Origin of the sequence: uncultured Aquimarina sp. (assembly GCF_947496855.1) — a bacterium.
Taxonomy (GTDB): domain Bacteria; phylum Bacteroidota; class Bacteroidia; order Flavobacteriales; family Flavobacteriaceae; genus Aquimarina.
In genome coordinates, this window is sequence record NZ_CANMED010000002.1 from 238,841 (window position 1) to 259,152 (window position 20,312).

At 33.3% G+C, this 20,312-nt stretch carries 24 protein-coding genes; 6 read left to right on the plus strand and 18 right to left on the minus strand.

Annotated features, from left to right (window positions below; genetic code table 11):
* Positions 1-471: 471 nt before the first annotated feature.
* A complete protein-coding gene (locus Q0921_RS07030) occupies positions 472-1,200 on the plus strand; it encodes a sulfite exporter TauE/SafE family protein (protein ID WP_299255382.1) in 729 nt (242 codons plus the stop codon).
* Positions 1,201-1,436: 236 nt separating this feature from the next.
* Here Q0921_RS07030 and Q0921_RS07035 read toward each other — a convergent pair whose 3' ends face one another.
* The 3 genes from Q0921_RS07035 to Q0921_RS07045 all read right to left on the minus strand — a co-directional run bounded on the left by Q0921_RS07035 (position 1,437) and on the right by Q0921_RS07045 (position 2,994).
* A complete protein-coding gene (locus Q0921_RS07035) occupies positions 1,437-1,622 on the minus strand; it encodes a hypothetical protein (RefSeq protein WP_299255385.1) in 186 nt (61 codons plus the stop codon).
* Positions 1,623-1,648: 26 nt separating this feature from the next.
* On the minus strand, positions 1,649-2,527 hold the full coding sequence (locus Q0921_RS07040) for a sterol desaturase family protein (RefSeq protein WP_299255388.1): 879 nt from the start codon (positions 2,525-2,527) through the stop codon (positions 1,649-1,651).
* A 197-nt stretch (positions 2,528-2,724) separates the two neighbouring features.
* Positions 2,725-2,994, minus strand: a complete 270-nt coding sequence (locus tag Q0921_RS07045; protein WP_299255391.1) for an acylphosphatase — start codon at positions 2,992-2,994, stop codon at positions 2,725-2,727.
* Between the two features lie 149 nt (positions 2,995-3,143).
* On the opposite strand from Q0921_RS07045, the gene Q0921_RS07050 reads away from it, so the two are divergent.
* Positions 3,144-3,980 carry a universal stress protein gene (locus Q0921_RS07050; protein WP_299255394.1) on the plus strand — a complete coding sequence of 279 codons (837 nt, stop codon included), beginning with the start codon at positions 3,144-3,146 and terminating at the stop codon, positions 3,978-3,980.
* 123 nt (positions 3,981-4,103) lie between these two features.
* Here the strand turns inward: Q0921_RS07050 and deoD are convergent, their stop codons facing one another.
* The 9 genes from deoD to Q0921_RS07095 form a co-directional block, all read right to left on the minus strand.
* On the minus strand, positions 4,104-4,802 hold the full coding sequence (gene deoD / locus Q0921_RS07055; RefSeq protein ID WP_299255398.1) for a purine-nucleoside phosphorylase: 699 nt from the start codon (positions 4,800-4,802) through the stop codon (positions 4,104-4,106).
* A 6-nt stretch (positions 4,803-4,808) separates the two neighbouring features.
* Complete coding sequence (gene deoC / locus Q0921_RS07060) at positions 4,809-5,453, minus strand: deoxyribose-phosphate aldolase (protein ID WP_299255401.1); 645 nt, start codon at positions 5,451-5,453, stop codon at positions 4,809-4,811.
* Between the two features lie 2 nt (positions 5,454-5,455).
* Positions 5,456-5,755 (minus strand): thioredoxin, encoded by a 300-nt coding sequence (gene trxA / locus Q0921_RS07065; RefSeq protein WP_299255404.1) that lies wholly within the window; start codon positions 5,753-5,755, stop codon positions 5,456-5,458.
* 2 nt (positions 5,756-5,757) lie between these two features.
* Positions 5,758-6,366 carry a DUF998 domain-containing protein gene (locus Q0921_RS07070; RefSeq protein ID WP_299255407.1) on the minus strand — a complete coding sequence of 203 codons (609 nt, stop codon included), beginning with the start codon at positions 6,364-6,366 and terminating at the stop codon, positions 5,758-5,760.
* A 19-nt stretch (positions 6,367-6,385) separates the two neighbouring features.
* Positions 6,386-7,273 carry an RsiV family protein gene (locus tag Q0921_RS07075; protein ID WP_299255410.1) on the minus strand — a complete coding sequence of 296 codons (888 nt, stop codon included), beginning with the start codon at positions 7,271-7,273 and terminating at the stop codon, positions 6,386-6,388.
* Positions 7,274-7,406: 133 nt separating this feature from the next.
* Positions 7,407-7,691: a hypothetical protein gene (locus tag Q0921_RS07080; protein WP_299255412.1), complete on the minus strand. Its 285-nt coding sequence runs from the start codon at positions 7,689-7,691 to the stop codon at positions 7,407-7,409.
* An 81-nt stretch (positions 7,692-7,772) separates the two neighbouring features.
* Positions 7,773-8,069: a chaperone modulator CbpM gene (locus Q0921_RS07085; protein ID WP_299255414.1), complete on the minus strand. Its 297-nt coding sequence runs from the start codon at positions 8,067-8,069 to the stop codon at positions 7,773-7,775.
* Positions 8,070-8,081: 12 nt separating this feature from the next.
* The gene (locus tag Q0921_RS07090; RefSeq protein ID WP_299255415.1) at positions 8,082-8,969 is read right to left on the minus strand and encodes a J domain-containing protein; all 888 of its coding nucleotides are present in this window, start codon (positions 8,967-8,969) and stop codon (positions 8,082-8,084) included.
* A 22-nt stretch (positions 8,970-8,991) separates the two neighbouring features.
* On the minus strand, positions 8,992-9,396 hold the full coding sequence (locus tag Q0921_RS07095; protein ID WP_299255417.1) for a hypothetical protein: 405 nt from the start codon (positions 9,394-9,396) through the stop codon (positions 8,992-8,994).
* 106 nt (positions 9,397-9,502) lie between these two features.
* Between Q0921_RS07095 and Q0921_RS07100 the strand changes: the two genes are divergently transcribed.
* The 4 genes from Q0921_RS07100 (at position 9,503) to hemN (ending at position 14,093) form a co-directional block, all read left to right on the plus strand.
* Positions 9,503-10,732: an ATP-binding protein gene (locus Q0921_RS07100; protein WP_299255419.1), complete on the plus strand. Its 1,230-nt coding sequence runs from the start codon at positions 9,503-9,505 to the stop codon at positions 10,730-10,732.
* Between the two features lie 4 nt (positions 10,733-10,736).
* Positions 10,737-11,792, plus strand: a complete 1,056-nt coding sequence (locus Q0921_RS07105) for a response regulator (protein WP_299255421.1) — start codon at positions 10,737-10,739, stop codon at positions 11,790-11,792.
* 75 nt (positions 11,793-11,867) lie between these two features.
* Positions 11,868-12,707 (plus strand): universal stress protein, encoded by an 840-nt coding sequence (locus Q0921_RS07110; protein WP_299255423.1) that lies wholly within the window; start codon positions 11,868-11,870, stop codon positions 12,705-12,707.
* Positions 12,708-12,728: 21 nt separating this feature from the next.
* Complete coding sequence (hemN, locus tag Q0921_RS07115; RefSeq protein WP_299255425.1) at positions 12,729-14,093, plus strand: oxygen-independent coproporphyrinogen III oxidase; 1,365 nt, start codon at positions 12,729-12,731, stop codon at positions 14,091-14,093.
* Between the two features lie 176 nt (positions 14,094-14,269).
* On the opposite strand, the gene Q0921_RS07120 is transcribed toward hemN, so the two are convergent.
* The 6 genes from Q0921_RS07120 to ccoN all read right to left on the minus strand — a co-directional run bounded on the left by Q0921_RS07120 (position 14,270) and on the right by ccoN (position 20,311).
* Positions 14,270-14,974, minus strand: a complete 705-nt coding sequence (locus Q0921_RS07120; protein WP_299255427.1) for a sulfite exporter TauE/SafE family protein — start codon at positions 14,972-14,974, stop codon at positions 14,270-14,272.
* A complete protein-coding gene (locus Q0921_RS07125; RefSeq protein ID WP_299255429.1) occupies positions 14,975-15,421 on the minus strand; it encodes a FixH family protein in 447 nt (148 codons plus the stop codon).
* A gap of 81 nt (positions 15,422-15,502) precedes the next feature.
* A complete protein-coding gene (gene ccoG, locus Q0921_RS07130; RefSeq protein ID WP_299255431.1) occupies positions 15,503-16,930 on the minus strand; it encodes a cytochrome c oxidase accessory protein CcoG in 1,428 nt (475 codons plus the stop codon).
* A gap of 50 nt (positions 16,931-16,980) precedes the next feature.
* Entirely contained in the window at positions 16,981-17,919 is a 939-nt protein-coding gene (locus Q0921_RS07135; RefSeq protein WP_299255433.1) for a cbb3-type cytochrome c oxidase N-terminal domain-containing protein, read from the minus strand.
* Entirely contained in the window at positions 17,916-18,107 is a 192-nt protein-coding gene (locus tag Q0921_RS07140) for a CcoQ/FixQ family Cbb3-type cytochrome c oxidase assembly chaperone (RefSeq protein ID WP_091407395.1), read from the minus strand. Before Q0921_RS07140 ends, Q0921_RS07135 begins: the two co-directional genes overlap by 4 nt.
* Before the next feature lie 11 nt (positions 18,108-18,118).
* Entirely contained in the window at positions 18,119-20,311 is a 2,193-nt protein-coding gene (ccoN, locus tag Q0921_RS07145; protein WP_299255435.1) for a cytochrome-c oxidase, cbb3-type subunit I, read from the minus strand.
* Position 20,312 lies beyond the last annotated feature (1 nt).

A 20,312-nucleotide genomic window follows, 5' to 3' on the forward strand; every position in this document is an offset into this window, starting at 1 on the left:
TTGATTGCGAAAAAGAAAAGAATTGAAATAGGAAAAATAAAAAACAAATATGATTCATTCAATGTTTTATTTGAGCTAAAGTAGTCTCTCAAATATACCCAAAATAATCTTGACAGTGTTGATGAGACTAGCTCTAAAAAGAATTCAATAAATTTTCTTAATTTCTTTAGTTCTAATTAAAAACAAAAAAATCTATACAAACAATTGTATTTTGTCCTGTTAAAATAAATTTTATGAATAGAATCATTCTTACCAAGAATAAAACAAAAACATCATTTTACTGCAGTCTTTCTTAGTACTTTTTTTTTCAGATTATAGATTATTTATAATACTTTTTGGAAAAAGAGTATCATATATAGATAAAAAAAACTCGTGAACGGTAACATATAGTTACATCTAAACCGAAGTGACATTTATCATAAATTATGATCGTAATACGTCCTATTTTTAACTGTACACATAAATACAGTTATGCTTGACAAATACTTATCAATATTCATAATTCTTGCCATTCTTTCAGAAGTATTAGGAACTGTTGGTGGGTTTGGATCTTCTGTATTCTTTGTTCCTGTAGCAAATTTCTTTTTAGATTTCCAATCTGTACTTGGGCTCACTGCCCTATTTCACCTATCCAGTAATCTCACCAAAATTGCCTTATTCAAGAAAGGATTGGATAAAAAACTAGTTCTTTCATTAGGTATTCCCGCAGTTTTGTTTGTTTCTATTGGTGCTTTTTTAAGTAAATATCTTGATCCAAAAATCTTGACTTGGTTTCTCGGGTTTTTTCTTGTTGGCTTGAGCCTTTTGTTTTTAGTTTTCAGGGGACTTAAAGTAAAATCTACGACAAAAAATGCCATTCTGGGAGGTACTTTATCTGGTTTAAGTGCAGGACTTTTGGGAACAGGTGGAGCGATTAGAGGAATTACAATGGCAGCTTTCAAAATGAATAAAGATAAATTTATCGCCACTTCTGCGATGATTGACTTAGGTGTAGATTTTAGTAGAACTATTATATATTATTATAATGGTTATATGAAACAAGAGATTTTATACTTAGTTCCTATTTTAATAGTGGTAAGCATTCTTGGCACTTGGATTGGAAAGAAAATCTTAAACAATATATCTCAGGAACAATTCAGGAGATTCGTATTATTCCTTATTCTCGGAATAGGAATAGCGAGCATTATTACTAACTTATGATTTTAAACGTTTTGGGAAATATTTTAAAGTTTTTTTTATTACGCATTCTGTCATTCATAAAATTAATAAAAATCAACGAACATGATGATTACTATACCTTTTCACCTCTACTTCCTCACAATTAAGGAGTCTACATTGATACCCTTTATATTCGTTGTTTTATTATTAAAACAATTAGCATTACCCTTTGTAAGTGATTTACACCTCTTTCCTTAAAATTTAAGGTTAGCACGTATTTAAGAAGCTCCTACATATTTAAGTAATTCATATACAAGAAAAGCTGGCCAAAAAATAGCTTTTAAAATCCCCAATATACCCATCCAAAAACTAGTAGCATTACTTATATAATAAATTAATGCTCCTATAATACCTAAACCATAAACGGTATTCGATGAGGCTTTTTTTTGTACTTTCTCCTTCATTATATTATGCACTCTTTTGATTCATATTAATCTTTCTTAGTTTTTCCAAAACCATAAATAAGCTGTCCAAAAAAACTTTTAGGCACTTTTTCATCTCCAGGAAAACCAATTTCAATAGCACCACTATCTTCAGGTATATAATTAGTTTTGAAAATATAATCCCAAAGACTTAAACTAATGCCAAAATTAACACCATAAGAATCTTTAGGTAACACATAAGAATGGTGATAGAGATGCATCACCGGATTATTTAAAATATACTTCAGTGGACCCCAAGTAATCTTAATATTTGAATGATTAAGATGACCAATGGATATCGCCAAAAAGTGAACGATATAAGCTTGTTCTGGCTCAAAACCACCAAGAATCATTACACCAATCGTTTTTAAAGGTTTATAGAATATATTTTCCATCCAGTGATAACGAAGATGCGCCGCAAACCCCATTTCCTTAACAGAATGATGAATCTTATGAAATTTCCAAAGAAATGGATATTTATGTAATAATACGTGCGTAAACCATTGTACAAAATCCAATAGGATAAAAAAGATAACTAATTGAGTCCATTTTGGCAAAGCTGATATATTGATAACGGTTAAACTTTTTGCAGAAATACCTACATCACCTAAAAACACTCCTAACAACTGATAAAAACCACTAATTACAATGGCAAAAACAAAAAAATTGAAGAACATATAAAATCCGTCTAACCAAAAATCTTTTCTAAAAATGGATTGCTCTTTCCGCCAAGGGAATACTATTTCTAATCCCCAAACCAAAAACGAAATTGCTATCAGCCCCCAAAAATAATTGGTGTACCAAGGTACCTCGAAAACTATTGAGTTCCAGGTCCATTGAATATTATTCATAAAAGCATCTGCAAATGCATTTATATACTTTTCCATAACATTTAGTTTTAAACAGATAACATCATACTTTGATAATGTAAATCACTAAAACAATTCTTTTTCTATAATGTATCGAATAACCTTAAAGAGTTTTAAAATATTAAAGGTAGAAAAAGTTATTATTTGTTTCGGTAACAAAGGTTACAATCTGTTCTATTTTAAACAGAACATCTTATAATAATATCTAGAAATTATTATAAAATCTCAAAACCTTCAAAAAATAAAGGACTACCTTCTTCTTTAGAAACATCTAAAACCTCTGCAAACTCAGGGCCTTCAGCACACCATTCTAAAAATGTTTTGAGTTGATTTTCATTTCCTTCTGCTTCAATATAAACACTACCATCTAATTGATTTTTTACAGTTCCTCTGATATTTAATTCCCGTGCCTTTTCTAAAGTGTTTTTTCGATACCACACTCCTTGGACTTTCCCTTTTACCAAAATATTATAATGTTTAAGCATAGTTCTAAAAGTTTTACCTCTTCATTTTATAGATTCGATCTATTTACAAAAATACTATACTCCTAATATTAAAAAACAAATTCAATGACAATTATCATATTAATTCCTCTCAACATCATCTAATTTTGATTCTGTAAAAATTAGTAATTATGAAAAAAATTCTTGTCCCAATTGACTTTTCTGAACACTCAGAATATGCATTACAAGTAGCGGCTGACATCGCAAGCAAGCAACAAGCAGAAATTATTGTATTACATATGCTTGGCTTATCAGAAGCTATTCTTACCAAAGATGACGCTCAAGAAGCTGCAGAAGCTATTTATTATTTAAAACTGGCAGAAAAAAGATTTAAAACCTTCTTAGATAAAGGATATCTAAAGGATATTAAAATCACAGAAACTGTACAAAATTACAAGGTATTTAGTGAAATAAATGAAGTTGCTAATGAAAATGAAGTAGACCTTATTGTTATGGGTTCTCACGGCAGCAGTGGATTGAGTGAAGTATTTGTAGGTTCTAATACAGAAAAAGTAGTTCGTACTTCTGATATACCTGTTTTGGTTATCAAAAATCAAATTGATAAATTCGATATAAAAGAAGTAGTGTTTGCCAGCGATTTTAAAACAGAAAATATCCGTGCATATCATAGTGCCAATCGATTATTTAATCTATTTAATGCTACCGTACATCTAGTATATGTAAATCTTCCTGGTGATCGATTTAGAAACTCTGATCAAATCGAAGAGCGAGTAAAAGAATTTCTGTATAAAGCAGATTTAGGAAATTTGGAAAATTTTAATAAAGTAGTTGTTCACAATGATTATTCTGTAGAGAGTGGAATTTTTAATTATTGCAAAAAAATAAACGCAGATGTTATTGCAATACCTACTCACGGCAGAAGAGGCTTATCTCACTTTTTTAATGGAAGTATAGGAGAAGATATTGCTAATCACGCGAATAAACCAGTGATTACATTTAAGATCTAATTTTAATACAATATAAAATTGAATTCGAATAAAGTCATCTGAGAAGTAATTTTTGGATGACTTATTTTTTAAAAAAGTTTTAAGAAACTTCAAAAGACCTTTTATTATAACTCACATTTCATTTTATAATGTTCCCAAAGCTATTTCTATCATTTTACTAAAAGTATTTTCTCTTTCCTGAGAAGTAGTTCTCTCACCAGTAACTAAAGAGTCTGAAATGGTGAGAATCGCCAATGCCTTTACATTAAATTTTGCAGCGATGGTATATAAACCTGCTGCTTCCATCTCAACACAAAGCACTCCAAATTCTGCCCATTTTTTATAAGAATCAAAATCATCTTCATAAAACTCATCAGCAGATAAAACATTTCCAGCTTTGATAGGAATATTATGTTCACGAGCGTATAAAACAGCTTTCATAAATAGTTCGAAATCTGCGGTTGGCGAATAATCAGCGTTGATAAATCTTGAGTTATTAATTCCAGAAGTAGAAGATGCCGCCATAGCAATTACAATATCCCTTAGTTTTACATCTTTTTGATAAGATCCTGAAGAACCTACTCTAATTAAGTTTTTTACACCAAAATCATTAATCAATTCATGACAATAGATTAATGAAGAAGGAATACCCATTCCCGTTCCCTGTACAGAAACTCTCTTCCCATTATAAATACCAGTATATCCGAACATCCCACGCACTTTGTTATAACATATCGGATCATCCAAAAATGTTTCTGCAATCCATTTCGCTCTTAATGGATCTCCTGGCAATAAAACCGTTTCTGCTACTTCTCCGTTTATTGCTGCGATATGTGTACTCATATATTATTATTTTAAAGTTACCAGAGCAACCCCAGAAGAAGTACCTAGTCTAGAAACTCCCATATTGATATATTCCAAGGCGGTTTTAAGATCTCTAATCCCACCTGAAGCTTTTATTTGTATCGAATCTTTCGCCACCTCCTTCATTAACTTTATATCTTCTATCGTTGCTCCTCTATCTCCAAAACCTGTAGATGTTTTTATAAAATCCGCTCCAGCATCAATAGATAATTGACAAGCAATTTTCTTTTCGTCATTAGTTAGATAACAATTTTCAAAAATGACTTTTAATACATGATCCCCAATTGCTTTTTTAATCTTGGCAATTTCATCCCTAACGATTTCATGATATCCAGACTTAAGCAATCCAATATTCAACACCATATCTATTTCAGTAGCTCCATCTTCAATACACTGTTTTGCCTCAAATACTTTTGCTTTAGTGGTCATCCCTCCTAGAGGGAACCCTACTACTGCAGCAATTTTAACATCAGTTTTCATTAACTCACTACAAGCCAGACCAACATAAGCTCCATTCACACAAACCGAATAAAAATTATATTGTTTGGCCTCTTCGCATAACTTTTTTATATCTTCTACGGTAGCCGTTGCTTTTAGAATCGTGTGATCGATATATCTATTAAGTTTCATAATTACTTATGAGAATTTATAACTTTTATGATATCATTCTTTTGCAAAACCCCAGATTGCCGCCAAAGCTGCTTTCCTTCTTTAAACAATAGCATTGTTGGTACTCCTTTTACTTGATATTTAGCCGCTAAGGGTTGATTTTTATCAACGTCAATTTTTACAATCTTTATATGCTCACCTAATTCGTTTTTCACCTCCTTTAAGATCGGAGCTAACATTTTACACGGACCACACCAATCTGCAAAAAAATCTACCAATACTGGTGTTTTAGAATCTATAATATTACTAAAGTTATCCTTCATTTTTAGTTTTTATTTATAAGCTGAAAATACTCTTTTTTCGTAAAAACATATTCATAAAACTTATAAGAATATAAGATCCACCCAAAAGCTATTATATATACACCTCGCTCATACAGTCCTCTGTAATCAGAATGAACAACCATTAAATAAGATACTATAAAAACCAATATCCCAACAGATATGGCTAGTAACTTTTGTTTTTTCCATCGAGTAATAAAACTAACAACCAAACAGTAGGTACAAAATGAAATTCCTGTTATTGTTGAAAAAACAGAATGCATTTCATTCTGAAATGAATCGTAAACCACTCCGCGATCGATAGGTGCGTGCATAAACATAGCTGTCAAAACTAAAGAAACGCAAAAAATTAGTAGTACCAATACCTGAAGTTGAAACCCGTCTAAGACTTTAAATCCATTTATAAAAGTAATGAGACCTAACAGAATAAAAATGAAATTCATAATCCAGTTATTTGGAGTGTTTTGAGCCCCTAACTCACTTAAAGTATTTTCTAACATCAAATATTCTGGATCCGAAAAAAAAGGTAACAGAAATGCTGCCAAGATCATCATACCATACACAACCAAAAAAATTAAATAGCTCCACTTCATCTTATTCGTTTTATAGATTTCACCCTATCAATGTTTCATTATTATATTTTTTAATCAGATGCATAATCTCTGTAATCGGAATTTCTATAGAATAGGTTCCTGTGTATGAAGGACAAATAATACAATCGTCAAAATAGAATTCTACTACATCATCGTTCACCACAAAATTGTTTTTATACACATTAAAATCCCCTTCTGACAATTCCCAACATTCATAAAACAATGCTCCAGAATTTATACCATTGGATATTATTTTATTTATAGTTGCAAGTAATTCTTTTTCAGAATTATCAATAAAAAAATCATTATAATAAATGAATTTATGTTTATTGAGATCAAAATTTAAACACTCAAACATATATGTAGAATGCTTCATTCCTGAGTAGTAGTTTTCTTTATAAAGTAGCACACTTATAAGGTTACTTTTCACAGAATATACCTTATAGTCAATTACTCTTTTATCCATACATCTCCCAACACCCAGAGAATCACAGAATATTACTTTATCCTCCAGAATTTCATTTTCTGTAGCTTCTATATTTAAGTAGTTTTCAGTTAGAAAATCGTTAAAACTAGTATTATTAGGATTCGTTTCTTCATTGAGGTAAGGATATTTATAATCCAAAATATAGAAATCTTCTTCCTTATAAAACTTTTTAGCAACAACCAGTTCTTGTAGTTTGTTTTTATCGTCTTTTATAGTAATAAGACGCTCTACTTTTATGGATTTTGTTTTTTCCTGATTTAGTTCCAGCCTTTCTTCTGATAAATAGTGTGTACTATCTGTATTTTGATCCAGAAGCTGTTCACTCTCTGTAGTATCCTTTTCAGGATTTTCTTTAATTTGAGCTTTATTATTGCAGGCCATCAGACTTACAATAGCAACACTAATGATTAGGGTTCTCATATGATGAATTTTTATTTTATATAAATATAGTTTTGAGCGTGCTCAAAAAATATGATATCGCTCAGTTAAGAAGTAAAAAAGGCAAGTTTCCAATTAAAGAAACCTGCCTTTATCCGTGTTAGTATGTAAAATATTAAAACAAGTCGTTTCCTATAATTATTAAACTATTAACTAGTAGACTTACGATCAAAAGATCTAATACCAATTTAGGTTTCTGAACAGTTAGTATAGCGGCATTATGAGCACTACAAACAGATACTGTTAAAAACACAAGAAGCATTGGTATAAAACCATTACCAGCTAATAAAGTGGACATAATTGCAACGGAACCTAAACAAGTCGATGCTATGATTGCTAAAGCAGAGTATCCTATATAATTTTCAGAAAAATCAGCATTCATTTTTGCATATAGTGTCATAATAGTTTGTTTTTTAATTTGAAGTAAAATTAGAGACACTACAGCTATTAAAATATGACAAAAGTCAGCTTATTTTTTTAATCAAAAATTCTCATAGATGTTCAATCTATTCTTAAGCATATTCATTTCACTTTGAATTTCATTCACCCTTTCCAATAATCGGATAATTACCTCTACTCCTTCTAGATTGATTTCCAGCTCTTTATTAAAAAGTAAAATTTTCTCTAACCTTGGTAGTTCTTCAGAATTTATAAATGATGTCTGTCTTAATCTTACTATTTCTATCAATCCAAACTCCTGTAACGTATGCACGAATGAAAATTCTATTTTGTGACTTCTGCAAAATTCTATAACTGGTATAAGATGTTCTTTAGCCATAATAACACGTATTTATAGATTAGATAATTCTCTAAACAACTCCTTTTGTTTAGAGGTCAACTTTTTTGGTAATTTAACATTATAGGTAACATACAAGTTACCATAACCCCCTTCTTTCTTGTACAATGGAAAACCTTTACCTTTCAGTTTAACTTTAGTTCCATTTTCAGTTTCTGGTTTTACCTTTAATTTTACTTTTCCATCCAGTGTATTAATTAAAATTTCACCACCTAACACTGCTGTATAAAGATCTATTCCTTTATTGAGATATAAATCTCCTTTATCACGTTTAAAAACTGTAGTGTTCTCGATAACAAAAGTTATAAATAAATCTCCATTGGGTCCACCACCAGTCCCTAGCCCTCCATAATTTCTGATCTTTATGGTCTGTCCATTTTCTACTCCTGCAGGAATGGTAATTCTAATATTCTTTCCATTAACTGTAAGCGTTCTTTTATGACTTTTATAAACATCCATTAAATCCAGACGTAATTCGGCGTTATAATCTTCTCCTCTAAATTTTACCTGACCTCCTCCATAGCTTCTTTTACGTCCTCCAAACATCGACTCAAAAAAGTCAGAAAAGTCATTTTCAGAAAAATCTCCTTCATATTGCTGACCTCCATTTTTAGTATATTTTCCTTGCGATTGTTTGGCTTTATCAAATGCCGAAGCGTGTTTCCAATCTTTGCCATATTGATCATACTTCTTTCTGTTCTCAACATTACCTAGTACTTCATTCGCTTCGTTAATTTCTTTGAACTTTTTTTCTGCTTCTTTATCATTTGGATTGAGATCCGGATGATATTTTCTAGCCAGTTTTCTGTATGCCTTTTTCACATCACTTTCCGTAGCATTTTTAGAAACACCTAATATTTTATAGTAATCAACAAACTCCATATCCAAAAGTGAAAATTATTTCTTATTGTTCAAAAATCAATTTAAGTCTTCCTAACATCATCAATTCTGATTTATTCTTACCAGAAAAAGCATTAGCAATACTATTGGATGTATCCCATACCAATTTCCTTACTTTATCTGTAAAAAGTGATTTGTTTTCTTGGTAAAAATCTTTGAATTCATTAAAACTATCTTCTGCAACAAGTGCTGAATAATCCAACCAATCAAAGATAATTTCAATCTGGAATGCAGCATCTGCTCCAAATTCATCTTCTAAATCATCAACGGCTAACCAAGCAGATTTCACTAAGTTTTTTAAGGTTGCATATTCAGATTCACGTACTATTTTATCAGAAGCGGCAATAGCGTAAAACAATTTGCCTAAATTTTGATAAAAACTAATTCCTATGTTTTGAGTTGCATTCATTTCGCTGAAAATTATTTGTTTATTTAGTAAAAGTAATGTCTAATCTTCATCTATTTTATGACAAAAATCAGTTCTCGAAATGAGGCAAATTGACTATTTTTGAGAAATGAAGGTCTTTGAGAAAAACAATAATATTTTTAAGATTCTTTCTGAAGCCATTTCAGAAGGGATTATAGTTGTAAATAAAGATCAAATCATCGTGGCCACGAATGAATCTGCCAACGAAACCTTTGGATACGAAGAAAATGAACTAGTAGGACAAGAATTAACTGTATTGATCCCCAAAAAACACCATCACGCGCATGGCGGATATGTCAAAAAGTTTATTGCAGATAGTGGAAAAAGAAGCATGGGAGTTGGTCGAGATCTTTATGGAGTACGAAAAGACGATTCTAAGTTTCCTGTGGAGATAGGATTAAATCCATTTGAGATTTATGATAATTTATATGTAATGGCTTTGGTAAGTGATATTACATTACGTAAAGAACAAGAAGTTAGAATACAAGAATTAAATTTAGAACTAGAACAAAAAATAAACCTACGGACACAAGAGCTTCATACAACTATAAAAGAACTAGAAGAAGAGATCAAGTTGCGCAAAGAAGCCGAAGCTGTCACACAAGAATCTCTTAAAAAAGAACGACAACTCAATGAACTAAAAACTAAGTTTCTTTCACTAGTCTCTCATGAATTTAAAACGCCATTAAGCGGGATTCTCACTTCTGCCGCTTTAATCGGAAAGTATACCAAAACAGAACAACAAGAAAAAAGAGATAAGCATCTGGACACCATTAAAAACAAGGTAAAATATCTTGACAATATCCTTAACGACTTCCTATCTGTAGAACGTTTAGAAAGTGGTAAAGTAAAGTATAAATTCACCACGTTTCCGTTAAGCAAAGTGATCAATGAAGTAATATATGATGCCAATATGTTGCTAAAAGATGGCCAACGTATTAAATACCCAAAGAACATCGATGAGTATGTTATAGATTTTGACGAAAAAATATTAGAGCTCGTGTTAACAAACCTTATCAGGAATGCCGTAAAGTATTCTGGAGAGTATACTACCATAGATCTACAGGTCTTATTAGAAAACGACCTTCTCACCTTTTATATCATTGATGAAGGAATTGGTATTCCTGAAAAAGAGCAAGAATTTATATTCAAAAGATATTTTAGAGCAGAAAATGCATTACTTGACCAAGGAACAGGAATTGGCTTAAATATCGTAAAAAGTCATTTAGAAAATCTGGGAGGTAGCATTACTTTTGTTAGTAAAGAAAATCAAGGGTCTACGTTCACCGTAAACATACCAATATCAAAACTATCATAAACCAATGAAAACCATTCTGTTAATAGAAGACGATACCGCTTTAAGAGAGAATACTGCAGAACTTTTAGAATTATCTGATTATCAAGTGATCACGGCACCAAATGGAAAATTGGGAATAGCAAGGGCAAAAGAAGAAAACCCAGACATTATTATTTGCGATATTATGATGCCAGAAATTGATGGTTATGGAGTTTTAGAGGCTTTATCCCATGATTTAAATACAAATCAGATTCCATTTATCTTTTTATCTGCCAAAACCGAACATAAAGAGATACGAAAAGGTATGGATTTAGGTGCAGATGATTATTTAACCAAGCCTTTTGATGAAGATGATTTATTAAGTGCAATTGAGAGTCGCTTAGCAAAAGCTCATATTCTCTCTAACATCGTAAAAGAACAATCTCAAAAACCAAAAGAAGATACCGAAGGTGGATTGCGAAGTTTACATGAGCTCAAGAATTTTTTTGATGATCACGGAGACATTTCAAACCACACAAAAGGAGCTGCTATTTTTAAAGAAGGAGATCATTCTAATAAGATATATCTAATTCTAAAAGGTGTGGTCAAAACCCATAAGATGGACGAGAATGGGAAAGAGCTTATTACTGCTTTGTTTAAAGAAGATGATTTCTTAGGTTTTACATCATTTACAGATCATACTCCTTATCAGGAATCAGCAACTGCAGTAGAAGATGCAGAATTGGCGGGTGTATCTAAAACAGATCTAAAAGATATCTTAGAAAAAAGTAACAACATCTCTTTAGAACTTATGGAATTATTAAGTGGTAATCTATCCGAAATAAAGGAACAGTTATTACAAATGGCCTATAGTTCTGTACGCAAAAAAACTGCACAAACAATCCTACAGTTTACTCAGGTATTAAATAAAAAGCCAGAAGAAAGTATCAAAATATCTAGAAACGATCTAGCCAGTGTTGCTGGTATTGCGACAGAAAGTTTGATTCGTACCTTATCTTCCTTTAAAAAAAATGGCCTTATTGAAATTGAAGGGCGGAACATAAAAATTTTAGATCTCCCAGGACTTCAATTAGTAGAATAAAATATCTAAACTGATTTTTATCATATTTTTAATAGGCACATCCGAATACATTTGTTGTATTAGAACCTATTAAAAATGAAGAATATTCTTGTTCCGACAGATTTTTCGGAAAATTCATGGAATGCTATTACATATGCGCTGTCCTTTTTTAGTAAAGTGACGTGCAATTTTTATTTCCTACACGTTTCTCCTTACGAACAAGTTGTTAGTAGTGATTCTTTTTTTAACCCAACGGATCAAGTCATTGAAAAAGTGACTCATAGTGATAAGGGACAACTGGAACTACTGCTAAAAAAAGTTCGAAAATTACCTCCTAATGCGGGACACAAATTCTTCACTATTAACGAACACATCTTTTTCATAGATACTATAAGAAAGCAAATAGAAGAAAAGAATATTGATATTATTGTGATGGGCACTAAAGGCGCATCTGGCCTAAAAGAAAAAACGATTGGCAGCAATACGGGCGATGTCATTACCAAAGTAAAATGCCCCGTACTCGTTATTCCAGAAAAAGCTAGATACACTGATATAGAAGAGATTGCATTTCCTACGGATTACAATATATTTTTCAAAAATAAAATACTCAGTACCATAACAGAATTTCTTACGCTAAATGATGCTTCATTACGCGTGCTGCATATTGCTAAAAAAGAAAAAGAACTTACAGATTTACAAAAACAACATAAAAATTTTCTTGATGATTCTTTAGAAAAAGAGATCCCTCGCAGTTTTCATTTCTTATCCAATCCCAATATCGAACAAGCTGTACAATGTTTTGTAGAAAGCAGAAACATCCATATGATTACGATGGTAGCTAAGAACCTCAACTTTTTTCAAAGAATTCTATTTCATCCTACAATAGAAAAAATAAGTTATCATATTAATATTCCTTTTCTAGTATTACACGAATAAGAACTAAAGATCAACAACACCATGCATACTAATTTAGTGGACAAATATAATGTTCCAGGACCTAGATATACCAGCTACCCTACAGTTCCTTATTGGGATCAAGAAACATTCTCCCTAAAAGGATGGAAGCACTCGGTAATACAATGTTTTAAAGACAGTAATGAATCAAAAGGAATAAGTCTCTACATTCATTTACCATTTTGCGAAAGCATGTGTACTTTTTGTGGATGTAACAAACGGATTACAAAAAGACACACGGTAGAAACACCTTATATCCATACAATTCTAAAAGAATGGCAATTATATCTCAATCTGTTTGAAACCAAACCAAAGATCAAAGAATTACATTTAGGAGGCGGAACGCCCACCTTCTTTTCTCCAGAGAATTTAAAATCTCTAATCAAAGGATTATTTTACTCAGCAGCATCGATAGAAGCATGTGAATTTAGTTTCGAGGGGCATCCCAATAACACCACGAGGGAACACCTACAGGCATTATACGATGTAGGTTTTAGAAGAGTTAGTTTTGGGGTTCAGGACTATAATGAAAAAATTCAAAAAGCGATTCACCGCATACAACCTTTTGAGCATGTAAAACACGTTACAGAGGTTGCCAGAGAAATTGGCTATACTTCCATTGGTCACGATATCATTTTTGGATTGCCTTTTCAGACAGAAGAAGCGGTGATTCATACCATCCAGAAAACCAAAGAATTGTTACCTGATCGCCTGGCTTTTTATAGCTATGCGCACGTTCCCTGGCAAAAAGGAAATGGACAACGCGGATTTAACGAAGCTGATCTTCCGACTGCAAAACAAAAACGAAGACAATATGAAATTGGTAAACAATTATTATCTACAATAGGGTATGTAGAAATCGGGATGGATCACTTTGCACTTAAAAGCGACTCATTATATAAAGCAATGGAAAATGAAACCCTACATCGCAATTTCATGGGATATACCGTTTCTAATACAACCATGATGATTGGTCTAGGTGTATCTTCTATTAGTGATAGCTGGCAGGGATTTGCCCAAAACGTTAAAAACATAGAAGAATATCAAAATTTAGTAAACGAAGGAATAATCCCAGTATACAGAGGTCATTTATTATCCAAAAAAGATGAACTCATTAGACAGCATATACTAAATCTTATGTGTCATTTTAAAACTGATTGGAGTACGGATCAACTTTATTTTGATGAACTAATAGACGTATCTATACGTCTAAGAGAAATGGAACAGGATGGGTTAGTAATTATGACCGATACTAGTATTGAAGTTACTGAAAAAGGAAAACCCTTTGTACGTAATATCTGCATGGCTTTTGACTTACGATTACAACAAAATAAACCAGAAACGCAACTATTTTCTATGACAGTTTAATGCTTGAACCCGCTATATGCATTAGAACTTTGTGATAAAGTTTGAAAAGTACAATGAAAACTGATGTTTTCTTGATTTTATCATAGCACCGCTACGCTACGATTAAATTAAAAAACAGGTTTTGCAGTAGTTTCAAGATGTACTAAATTTTCTAATACATACAGCGGGTTAGATTATCAATGACATTCAAAATTTGCAGAAATGGTTTCGGATGATTGTTTTGGAGAAACATACGGGATTCCTAATCCCATTCCTCGTAAAATGAATAATAACCCAATCATTACGATAAATACAGGAATCACTTTTTGAATATGGTTTCGTATCCACTTTGCTTTAAAAAAGTGACGTGCATACACCACCAAAGTCATTAAAGGAATCGTTCCTAAACCAAATAAAAGTACATACAAACTACTTTCTATAATACTACCCAAAGCTACCGCAGCAAAAACCGCCATATATACCAATCCGCAAGGAAGAAATCCGTTTAAAAAACCAATGGTCAAAAATGTATCTGGGGTTTTCTTTTTTAGCTCTTTTCCTAATGCGCTTTTGATCCTAGAAATTACTCGATATATCGGTTTAGAAAAATTATATTTCATAAGTACAGGTGATGGGATCAAAACCACCAAAATCATTACAATCCCAATACCAATAGAAAGTCCTTGTTGCATTCCAAAAATGTTCAGACTCTTTCCTATCAATCCAAAAAATAATCCTATAATACCGTATGCCAGCAAGCGGCCCAAATGATATAAAGAGATTTGAAAAACTTTCTTAAACTGATTCTTATGATCTAGCGGTAACATAAAAGCAATGGGTCCACACATCCCAACACAGTGAAAACTTCCTAAAAGACCTAATATGAATGCAGAAACTAACATTTAATACGTAAATGATTCTTTAAATAAATAAGAAGTATTCTCATGTTCCCAATTCACCGTAATGTTCCATCGTCCTTCTATCAACTTATTTTGCCGAACCAATAATTCTGAACTGTGTAGCTTGATCGGGACTTGGAAATCTAACTTTTTGTTAGATGGGCGATATAATGAAATAGTTCCTGATAGTTTTTCGAAGTTTATATCCTTTGGAAATGTAATCAGTAATCCTTCAGATACCTTTTTAATAAAGATATTGTTTTTTAATGCTTTTGCATTTTTTTCGGCATTGATCTCTTCCTGAAAAGCCAATTCTTGTTTGTAGTAATCTTCCGTTACTAAATCGTGTTCAAACTTTTTATCCGTATTCATTCGTATCACGAAGAATAGTATAAAACTTATAAATCCTATAAATACCAATACAATTGCTGTACCCCAGTTTATTTTCATCTTTTTATTTTTTAGTTATTGAGTATTTGAGCTGTCTATAACTCTTTCTCCAATATGCACTTACTCAGAAACTCATATTCTCTATCTATAACTTCTCGGACCTAAAAACGCTGTTGTTGTTGTTTCGATCAGTTCATTATCATTCGCGTATACTCCAATTTTTACTTTATCCTTACCACCGCTTAACGCAGAAACATTAATTTCTATAAATAATGTCCCCTCTGCTAATCCTTGCTTAGGCACAACAAAGTTTTTATGCGTTACCACTTCTATGGTTCCTGTATGCGATAGCAATTCGAAATGAACGTTTTCGATATCATCAATTGTCTTATTTACCAGTTTAAACGTGTATACATTACTAATCATATTATTCTCTTTTCGTTCATACAATTGCCCTGGTAATCTTAAAATATTCGCTTCGACATCATTTCTCAAAAAAGACATTCCCAGAAAGACACCAATCAATATCACCAATACTGCTGTATATCCTTTTAGTCTTGGTGTAAACTTAAATTTCTCTTTCTTAGCGATATCATCTTCACTGGCATAACGGATCAATCCTTTCGGAAGGTTTACACTTTCCATCATGTGATCACAAGCATCGATACAGGCAGTACAATTCACACATTCTAATTGGGTTCCATTACGGATATCGATTCCTGTCGGGCACACGTGTACACATTGAAAACAATCAATACAATCTCCTTTTCCTGTGGTAGGTCTTTCTTCATTCTTCTTAAACTTGGCGCGTCCTACTTCTTTTTCTCCTCGTTTATAATCGTATGCAACCACAATTGATTTGGCATCCAATAATACTCCTTGCAATCGACCATATGGACAGGCTATTACACAAACTTGTTCTCTAAACCAGGCAAACACAAAATAAAATACTGCGGTAAATATAAGTAAGGAGATTAATGTACTCACATGCTTAAAAGGACCTTCAATAAATATATATTGGATGAGTTTATCACTACCGATCAGGTAAGCCAAAAACACATTCGCTATTAAAAATGAAATGATAAAAAACACCATCCATTTAAGGACTCGTTTTTTGATTTTTTCGGCGTTCCAGGGTTGTTTATCCAATCGTATTTGTTTTCCTCGATCCCCTTCAATCCAATATTCTATTCGTCGGAAAACCATTTCCATAAATATGGTTTGAGGGCATATCCAACCACAGAATAATCGTCCAAAAGCTACTGTAAATAATATTACAAAGACTACCCCAATAATCATTGATATTACAAACAGATGAAAATCCTGTGGCCAGAAAGGAGCTCCGAAAATGTTGAAACGTCGCTCTAACACATTAAATAACAAAAACTGGTTGCCATTAATTTTGATAAAAGGAGCAGAAAACAAAAAAATCAATAATCCATAACTTACCCATTTGCGGTATTCATAAAATACGCCACTTGGTTTTTTAGGATATAACCAAGCACGTTTTCCTTCTTCGTTAATCGTACCGATAGAATCTCTAAATGTTTCGTTTTCTGGTGTTTCCAATGGACAATAATTATTGATTATACGATGTATGCTATACTAATTTTATGACACTAATTACTTACTACAGACGTCGAGTCTGCAACAGTTTCTGGAACTTCTTCTAAAACAGCATCTGGATCGATCCAGATCTCGCCTTGTGCCTCTTTGGGTTCTGCAGCAGTTGTACCACCTAATGTGATTACATAACTAGCCACTTGTGCCATTTCTGCTGGTTTTAGCGTTTGTTTCCAGGCAACCATTCCTTTTCCATCACGGCCACCTTCAGAAATAGTTCTAAATACATTCTTGATACCTCCTCCCAAAATCCAATTTGGATCGGTAAGATTCGGACCGATACCTCCTCCTCCATCTGCTTTATGACAGGCCACACAATTGGTCGTAAAAATTGCTTTTCCGGCAGCAATATCAGCAGCATCCGTTAACAATACCACTGTATTTATATCCACAAGATCTTTGGCCGTTTTTTTATACGCTTCGATTGCGACTAAAGCCTCTGCTACTTCTGTTTCATACTCCTCTGTCTGATTGTAATCATTAAATACATGGAAGCGCACCAAATAGATCACTCCAAATAAAATAGAAGCATAAAAACCATACACCCACCAAGGCGGAAGGTTGTTATCCAGCTCCTTAATTCCATCATAATTATGATCCAGAATAATTTCTTCTTCTTCCGCTACTGGTGTACTATCTACTAATTTTAGATACGTCGCTTTGATCCATCGGAACTGCTTTTCTTTTTTAGCATCTTCAGTTAGCACATAACGCTCCTGAGCTTCTGGTTTCAGGGATTTAAACAACACACTTCGTAATGCCTCTACACAAATCTCTATAGCGATCGCAAATAACAATACGATTCCTAACACTGCCCAAGTAATTGGTACTGCAATAAATGCTGATTCTTCTCCAGAATCCACTGCCCATTCTATTAAAAAATAAGTGATCAATAGGAATGCAATGACTCTGATATAGGATACTGTACTTCTCATAGTATTAATTCGTTTTCATTTTCTGATTCGAATGGAATCTCGCTTACTTCTTTTATATGTTCCTTTTTTGCTGAAATTACCCACCAGAATAAGGCAGTAAAAAAGATGAAAAATATCAGTAGTGATATGATAGGATATATCTCTACGCCTTCGATACTTTCCATATGTCCTTTTATAAATTTAAACATGGTTTATTTCTTTAGTTTGAACTTGCAGTTTCGTTTTTAACTTTGATATCGGTTCCTAATCGCTGTATGTAGGCAATTAAAGCGATGACTTCTCTATTCCGCATTTCGATAAAATCCAATCCATTATCCTTCGCATATTTTTTATCCGCTTCATAGGTTTTGGCAAAATCCGGATCATCATACAGCTTTTTCTCGATCTGTGTTGCCTGTTCATCCATCCATTGTTGGGCTTTAGTAATCTCTTCTGTAGTGTAGGGAACCCCAAGAGTAACCATGGCTTCCATTTTGGTTTCTGTATCCGATCGATCGAGTTCATTTTTTAGCAACCATTTATAACTTGGCATAATAGAACCAGACGATGTACTTTGCGGATCATAAAAATGATTAAGGTGCCAATTATCCGAATATTTGCCTCCGATACGCATCAGATCAGGACCGGTTCGTTTACTTCCCCAAAGAAATGGGTGATCATAGACATACTCGCCAGCCTTAGAATATTCTCCGTATCGTTCTACTTCACTACGAAAAGGTCGGATCATCTGCGAGTGACACGACACACAACTCTCTCTGATATACAGATCTCTACCTTCTAACTCTAGTGGTGTATACGGTTTCACACTCGTGATGGTAGGAATATTAGAATCGATCATTAAGGTGGGTACAATCTGTACTGCACCACCAATAAGTATCGCAATCGTAGCAAAAATGGTAAGTTTTACCGGTCTTCTTTCTAACCAAGTATGGTATCCTTCTTTTGCGGTTCTATGTTTAGTTACTTTGGTTAATGGCGCAGCTTCTGCCAATTCATCGGTAACCGTATTACCTGCTTTGATCGTTTGGATCACATTGTACAGCATGATAAACATCCCTAAGATGAACATACTACCACCAATCGCTCGCATCCAATACATCGGTATAATTTCGTTTACGGTTTCTAAAAAATTACCGTATACCAAACTACCGTCTGGGTTAAACTGTTTCCACATAGAAGCCTGAACAAATCCAGCCACATACATTGGTAAAGCATACATGATAATACCCAAAGTACCAATCCAGAAATGTGCATTGGCCAATGTGGTAGACCATAATTTGGTTTTAAATATTCTCGGGATTAACCAATATGCCATTCCAAAGGTGAAGAAACCATTCCACGCTAATGCACCAACGTGCACGTGGGCAATCACCCAATCACTAAAATGTGCTATAGCATTTACATTTTTTAAAGAAAGCATAGGCCCCTCGAACGTGGCCATCCCATATCCAGTGATTGCGACCACCATAAATTTTAATACCGGATCTGTACGCACTTTATCCCAGGCACCACGCAAGGTTAATAATCCATTGATCATACCACCCCAAGATGGTGCGATTAGCATAATAGAAAATGCCACTCCTAAGTTCTGTGCCCAATCTGGCAACGAAGAGTATAATAAATGGTGGGGGCCTGCCCAGATATAAATAAAAATCAGTGACCAAAAGTGTACAATCGATAATCGATAGGAATATACCGGTCTATTCGCCGCTTTTGGCACAAAATAATACATCAATCCTAAAAAAGGAGTGGTAAGAAAGAAGGCTACGGCATTATGTCCGTACCACCATTGTACCAGTGCGTCTTGTACTCCTGCATAGACCGAATAACTTTTTAGCGCACTCACCGGTATCGCCAAACTATTAAAAATATGAAGTACTGCCACAGTAACTACGGTTGCCAGATAAAACCAGATGGCTACATAGAGATGGCGTTGTCTCCGTTTTAGAATGGTACCAATTAGGTTCCACCCAAAAACTACCCAAATTACTGCAATCGCAATATCAAAAGGCCACTCTAGCTCTGCATATTCCTTAGAAGTTGTATATCCTAGCGGCAATGTAATTGCAGCGCCAACGATGATTAACTGCCAACACCAAAAATTAATGTTACTAAGGGTATCATTAAACATTCTGGTTTTTAGCAATCGCTGGGTAGAATAATACACTCCGGCAAAGATGGCATTACCCACAAAGGCAAAAATCACTGCATTGGTATGTAGTGGTCGTAAACGCCCAAAGCTTAACCAAGGGATTCCATCGGTAAGATTAGGAAATAAAAACAGAAACGCCAGCAGCAATCCGACTGACATCCCTACAATACCCCAAAGCATGGTGGCGTATAAGAATTTTTTTACGATTTTATTATCGTAATAGAATTGTTCTATGTTCATA

What these genes read in the sequence shown, in the direction of transcription:
- Q0921_RS07030 (WP_299255382.1), top strand. Translation starts at nt 472, where the DNA reads ATGCTTGACAAATACTTATCAATATTCATAATTCTTGCCATTCTTTCA.
- Q0921_RS07035 (WP_299255385.1), bottom strand. Translation starts at nt 1,622, where the DNA reads ATGAAGGAGAAAGTACAAAAAAAAGCCTCATCGAATACCGTTTATGGT.
- Q0921_RS07040 (WP_299255388.1), bottom strand. Translation starts at nt 2,527, where the DNA reads ATGGAAAAGTATATAAATGCATTTGCAGATGCTTTTATGAATAATATT.
- Q0921_RS07045 (WP_299255391.1), bottom strand. Translation starts at nt 2,994, where the DNA reads ATGCTTAAACATTATAATATTTTGGTAAAAGGGAAAGTCCAAGGAGTG.
- Q0921_RS07050 (WP_299255394.1), top strand. Translation starts at nt 3,144, where the DNA reads ATGAAAAAAATTCTTGTCCCAATTGACTTTTCTGAACACTCAGAATAT.
- deoD (WP_299255398.1), bottom strand. Translation starts at nt 4,802, where the DNA reads ATGAGTACACATATCGCAGCAATAAACGGAGAAGTAGCAGAAACGGTT.
- deoC (WP_299255401.1), bottom strand. Translation starts at nt 5,453, where the DNA reads ATGAAACTTAATAGATATATCGATCACACGATTCTAAAAGCAACGGCT.
- trxA (WP_299255404.1), bottom strand. Translation starts at nt 5,755, where the DNA reads ATGAAGGATAACTTTAGTAATATTATAGATTCTAAAACACCAGTATTG.
- Q0921_RS07070 (WP_299255407.1), bottom strand. Translation starts at nt 6,366, where the DNA reads ATGAAGTGGAGCTATTTAATTTTTTTGGTTGTGTATGGTATGATGATC.
- Q0921_RS07075 (WP_299255410.1), bottom strand. Translation starts at nt 7,273, where the DNA reads ATGAGAACCCTAATCATTAGTGTTGCTATTGTAAGTCTGATGGCCTGC.
- Q0921_RS07080 (WP_299255412.1), bottom strand. Translation starts at nt 7,691, where the DNA reads ATGACACTATATGCAAAAATGAATGCTGATTTTTCTGAAAATTATATA.
- Q0921_RS07085 (WP_299255414.1), bottom strand. Translation starts at nt 8,069, where the DNA reads ATGGCTAAAGAACATCTTATACCAGTTATAGAATTTTGCAGAAGTCAC.
- Q0921_RS07090 (WP_299255415.1), bottom strand. Translation starts at nt 8,969, where the DNA reads ATGGAGTTTGTTGATTACTATAAAATATTAGGTGTTTCTAAAAATGCT.
- Q0921_RS07095 (WP_299255417.1), bottom strand. Translation starts at nt 9,396, where the DNA reads ATGAATGCAACTCAAAACATAGGAATTAGTTTTTATCAAAATTTAGGC.
- Q0921_RS07100 (WP_299255419.1), top strand. Translation starts at nt 9,503, where the DNA reads ATGAAGGTCTTTGAGAAAAACAATAATATTTTTAAGATTCTTTCTGAA.
- Q0921_RS07105 (WP_299255421.1), top strand. Translation starts at nt 10,737, where the DNA reads ATGAAAACCATTCTGTTAATAGAAGACGATACCGCTTTAAGAGAGAAT.
- Q0921_RS07110 (WP_299255423.1), top strand. Translation starts at nt 11,868, where the DNA reads ATGAAGAATATTCTTGTTCCGACAGATTTTTCGGAAAATTCATGGAAT.
- hemN (WP_299255425.1), top strand. Translation starts at nt 12,729, where the DNA reads ATGCATACTAATTTAGTGGACAAATATAATGTTCCAGGACCTAGATAT.
- Q0921_RS07120 (WP_299255427.1), bottom strand. Translation starts at nt 14,974, where the DNA reads ATGTTAGTTTCTGCATTCATATTAGGTCTTTTAGGAAGTTTTCACTGT.
- Q0921_RS07125 (WP_299255429.1), bottom strand. Translation starts at nt 15,421, where the DNA reads ATGAAAATAAACTGGGGTACAGCAATTGTATTGGTATTTATAGGATTT.
- Q0921_RS07135 (WP_299255433.1), bottom strand. Translation starts at nt 17,919, where the DNA reads ATGAGAAGTACAGTATCCTATATCAGAGTCATTGCATTCCTATTGATC.
- Q0921_RS07140 (WP_091407395.1), bottom strand. Translation starts at nt 18,107, where the DNA reads ATGTTTAAATTTATAAAAGGACATATGGAAAGTATCGAAGGCGTAGAG.
- ccoN (WP_299255435.1), bottom strand. Translation starts at nt 20,311, where the DNA reads ATGAACATAGAACAATTCTATTACGATAATAAAATCGTAAAAAAATTC.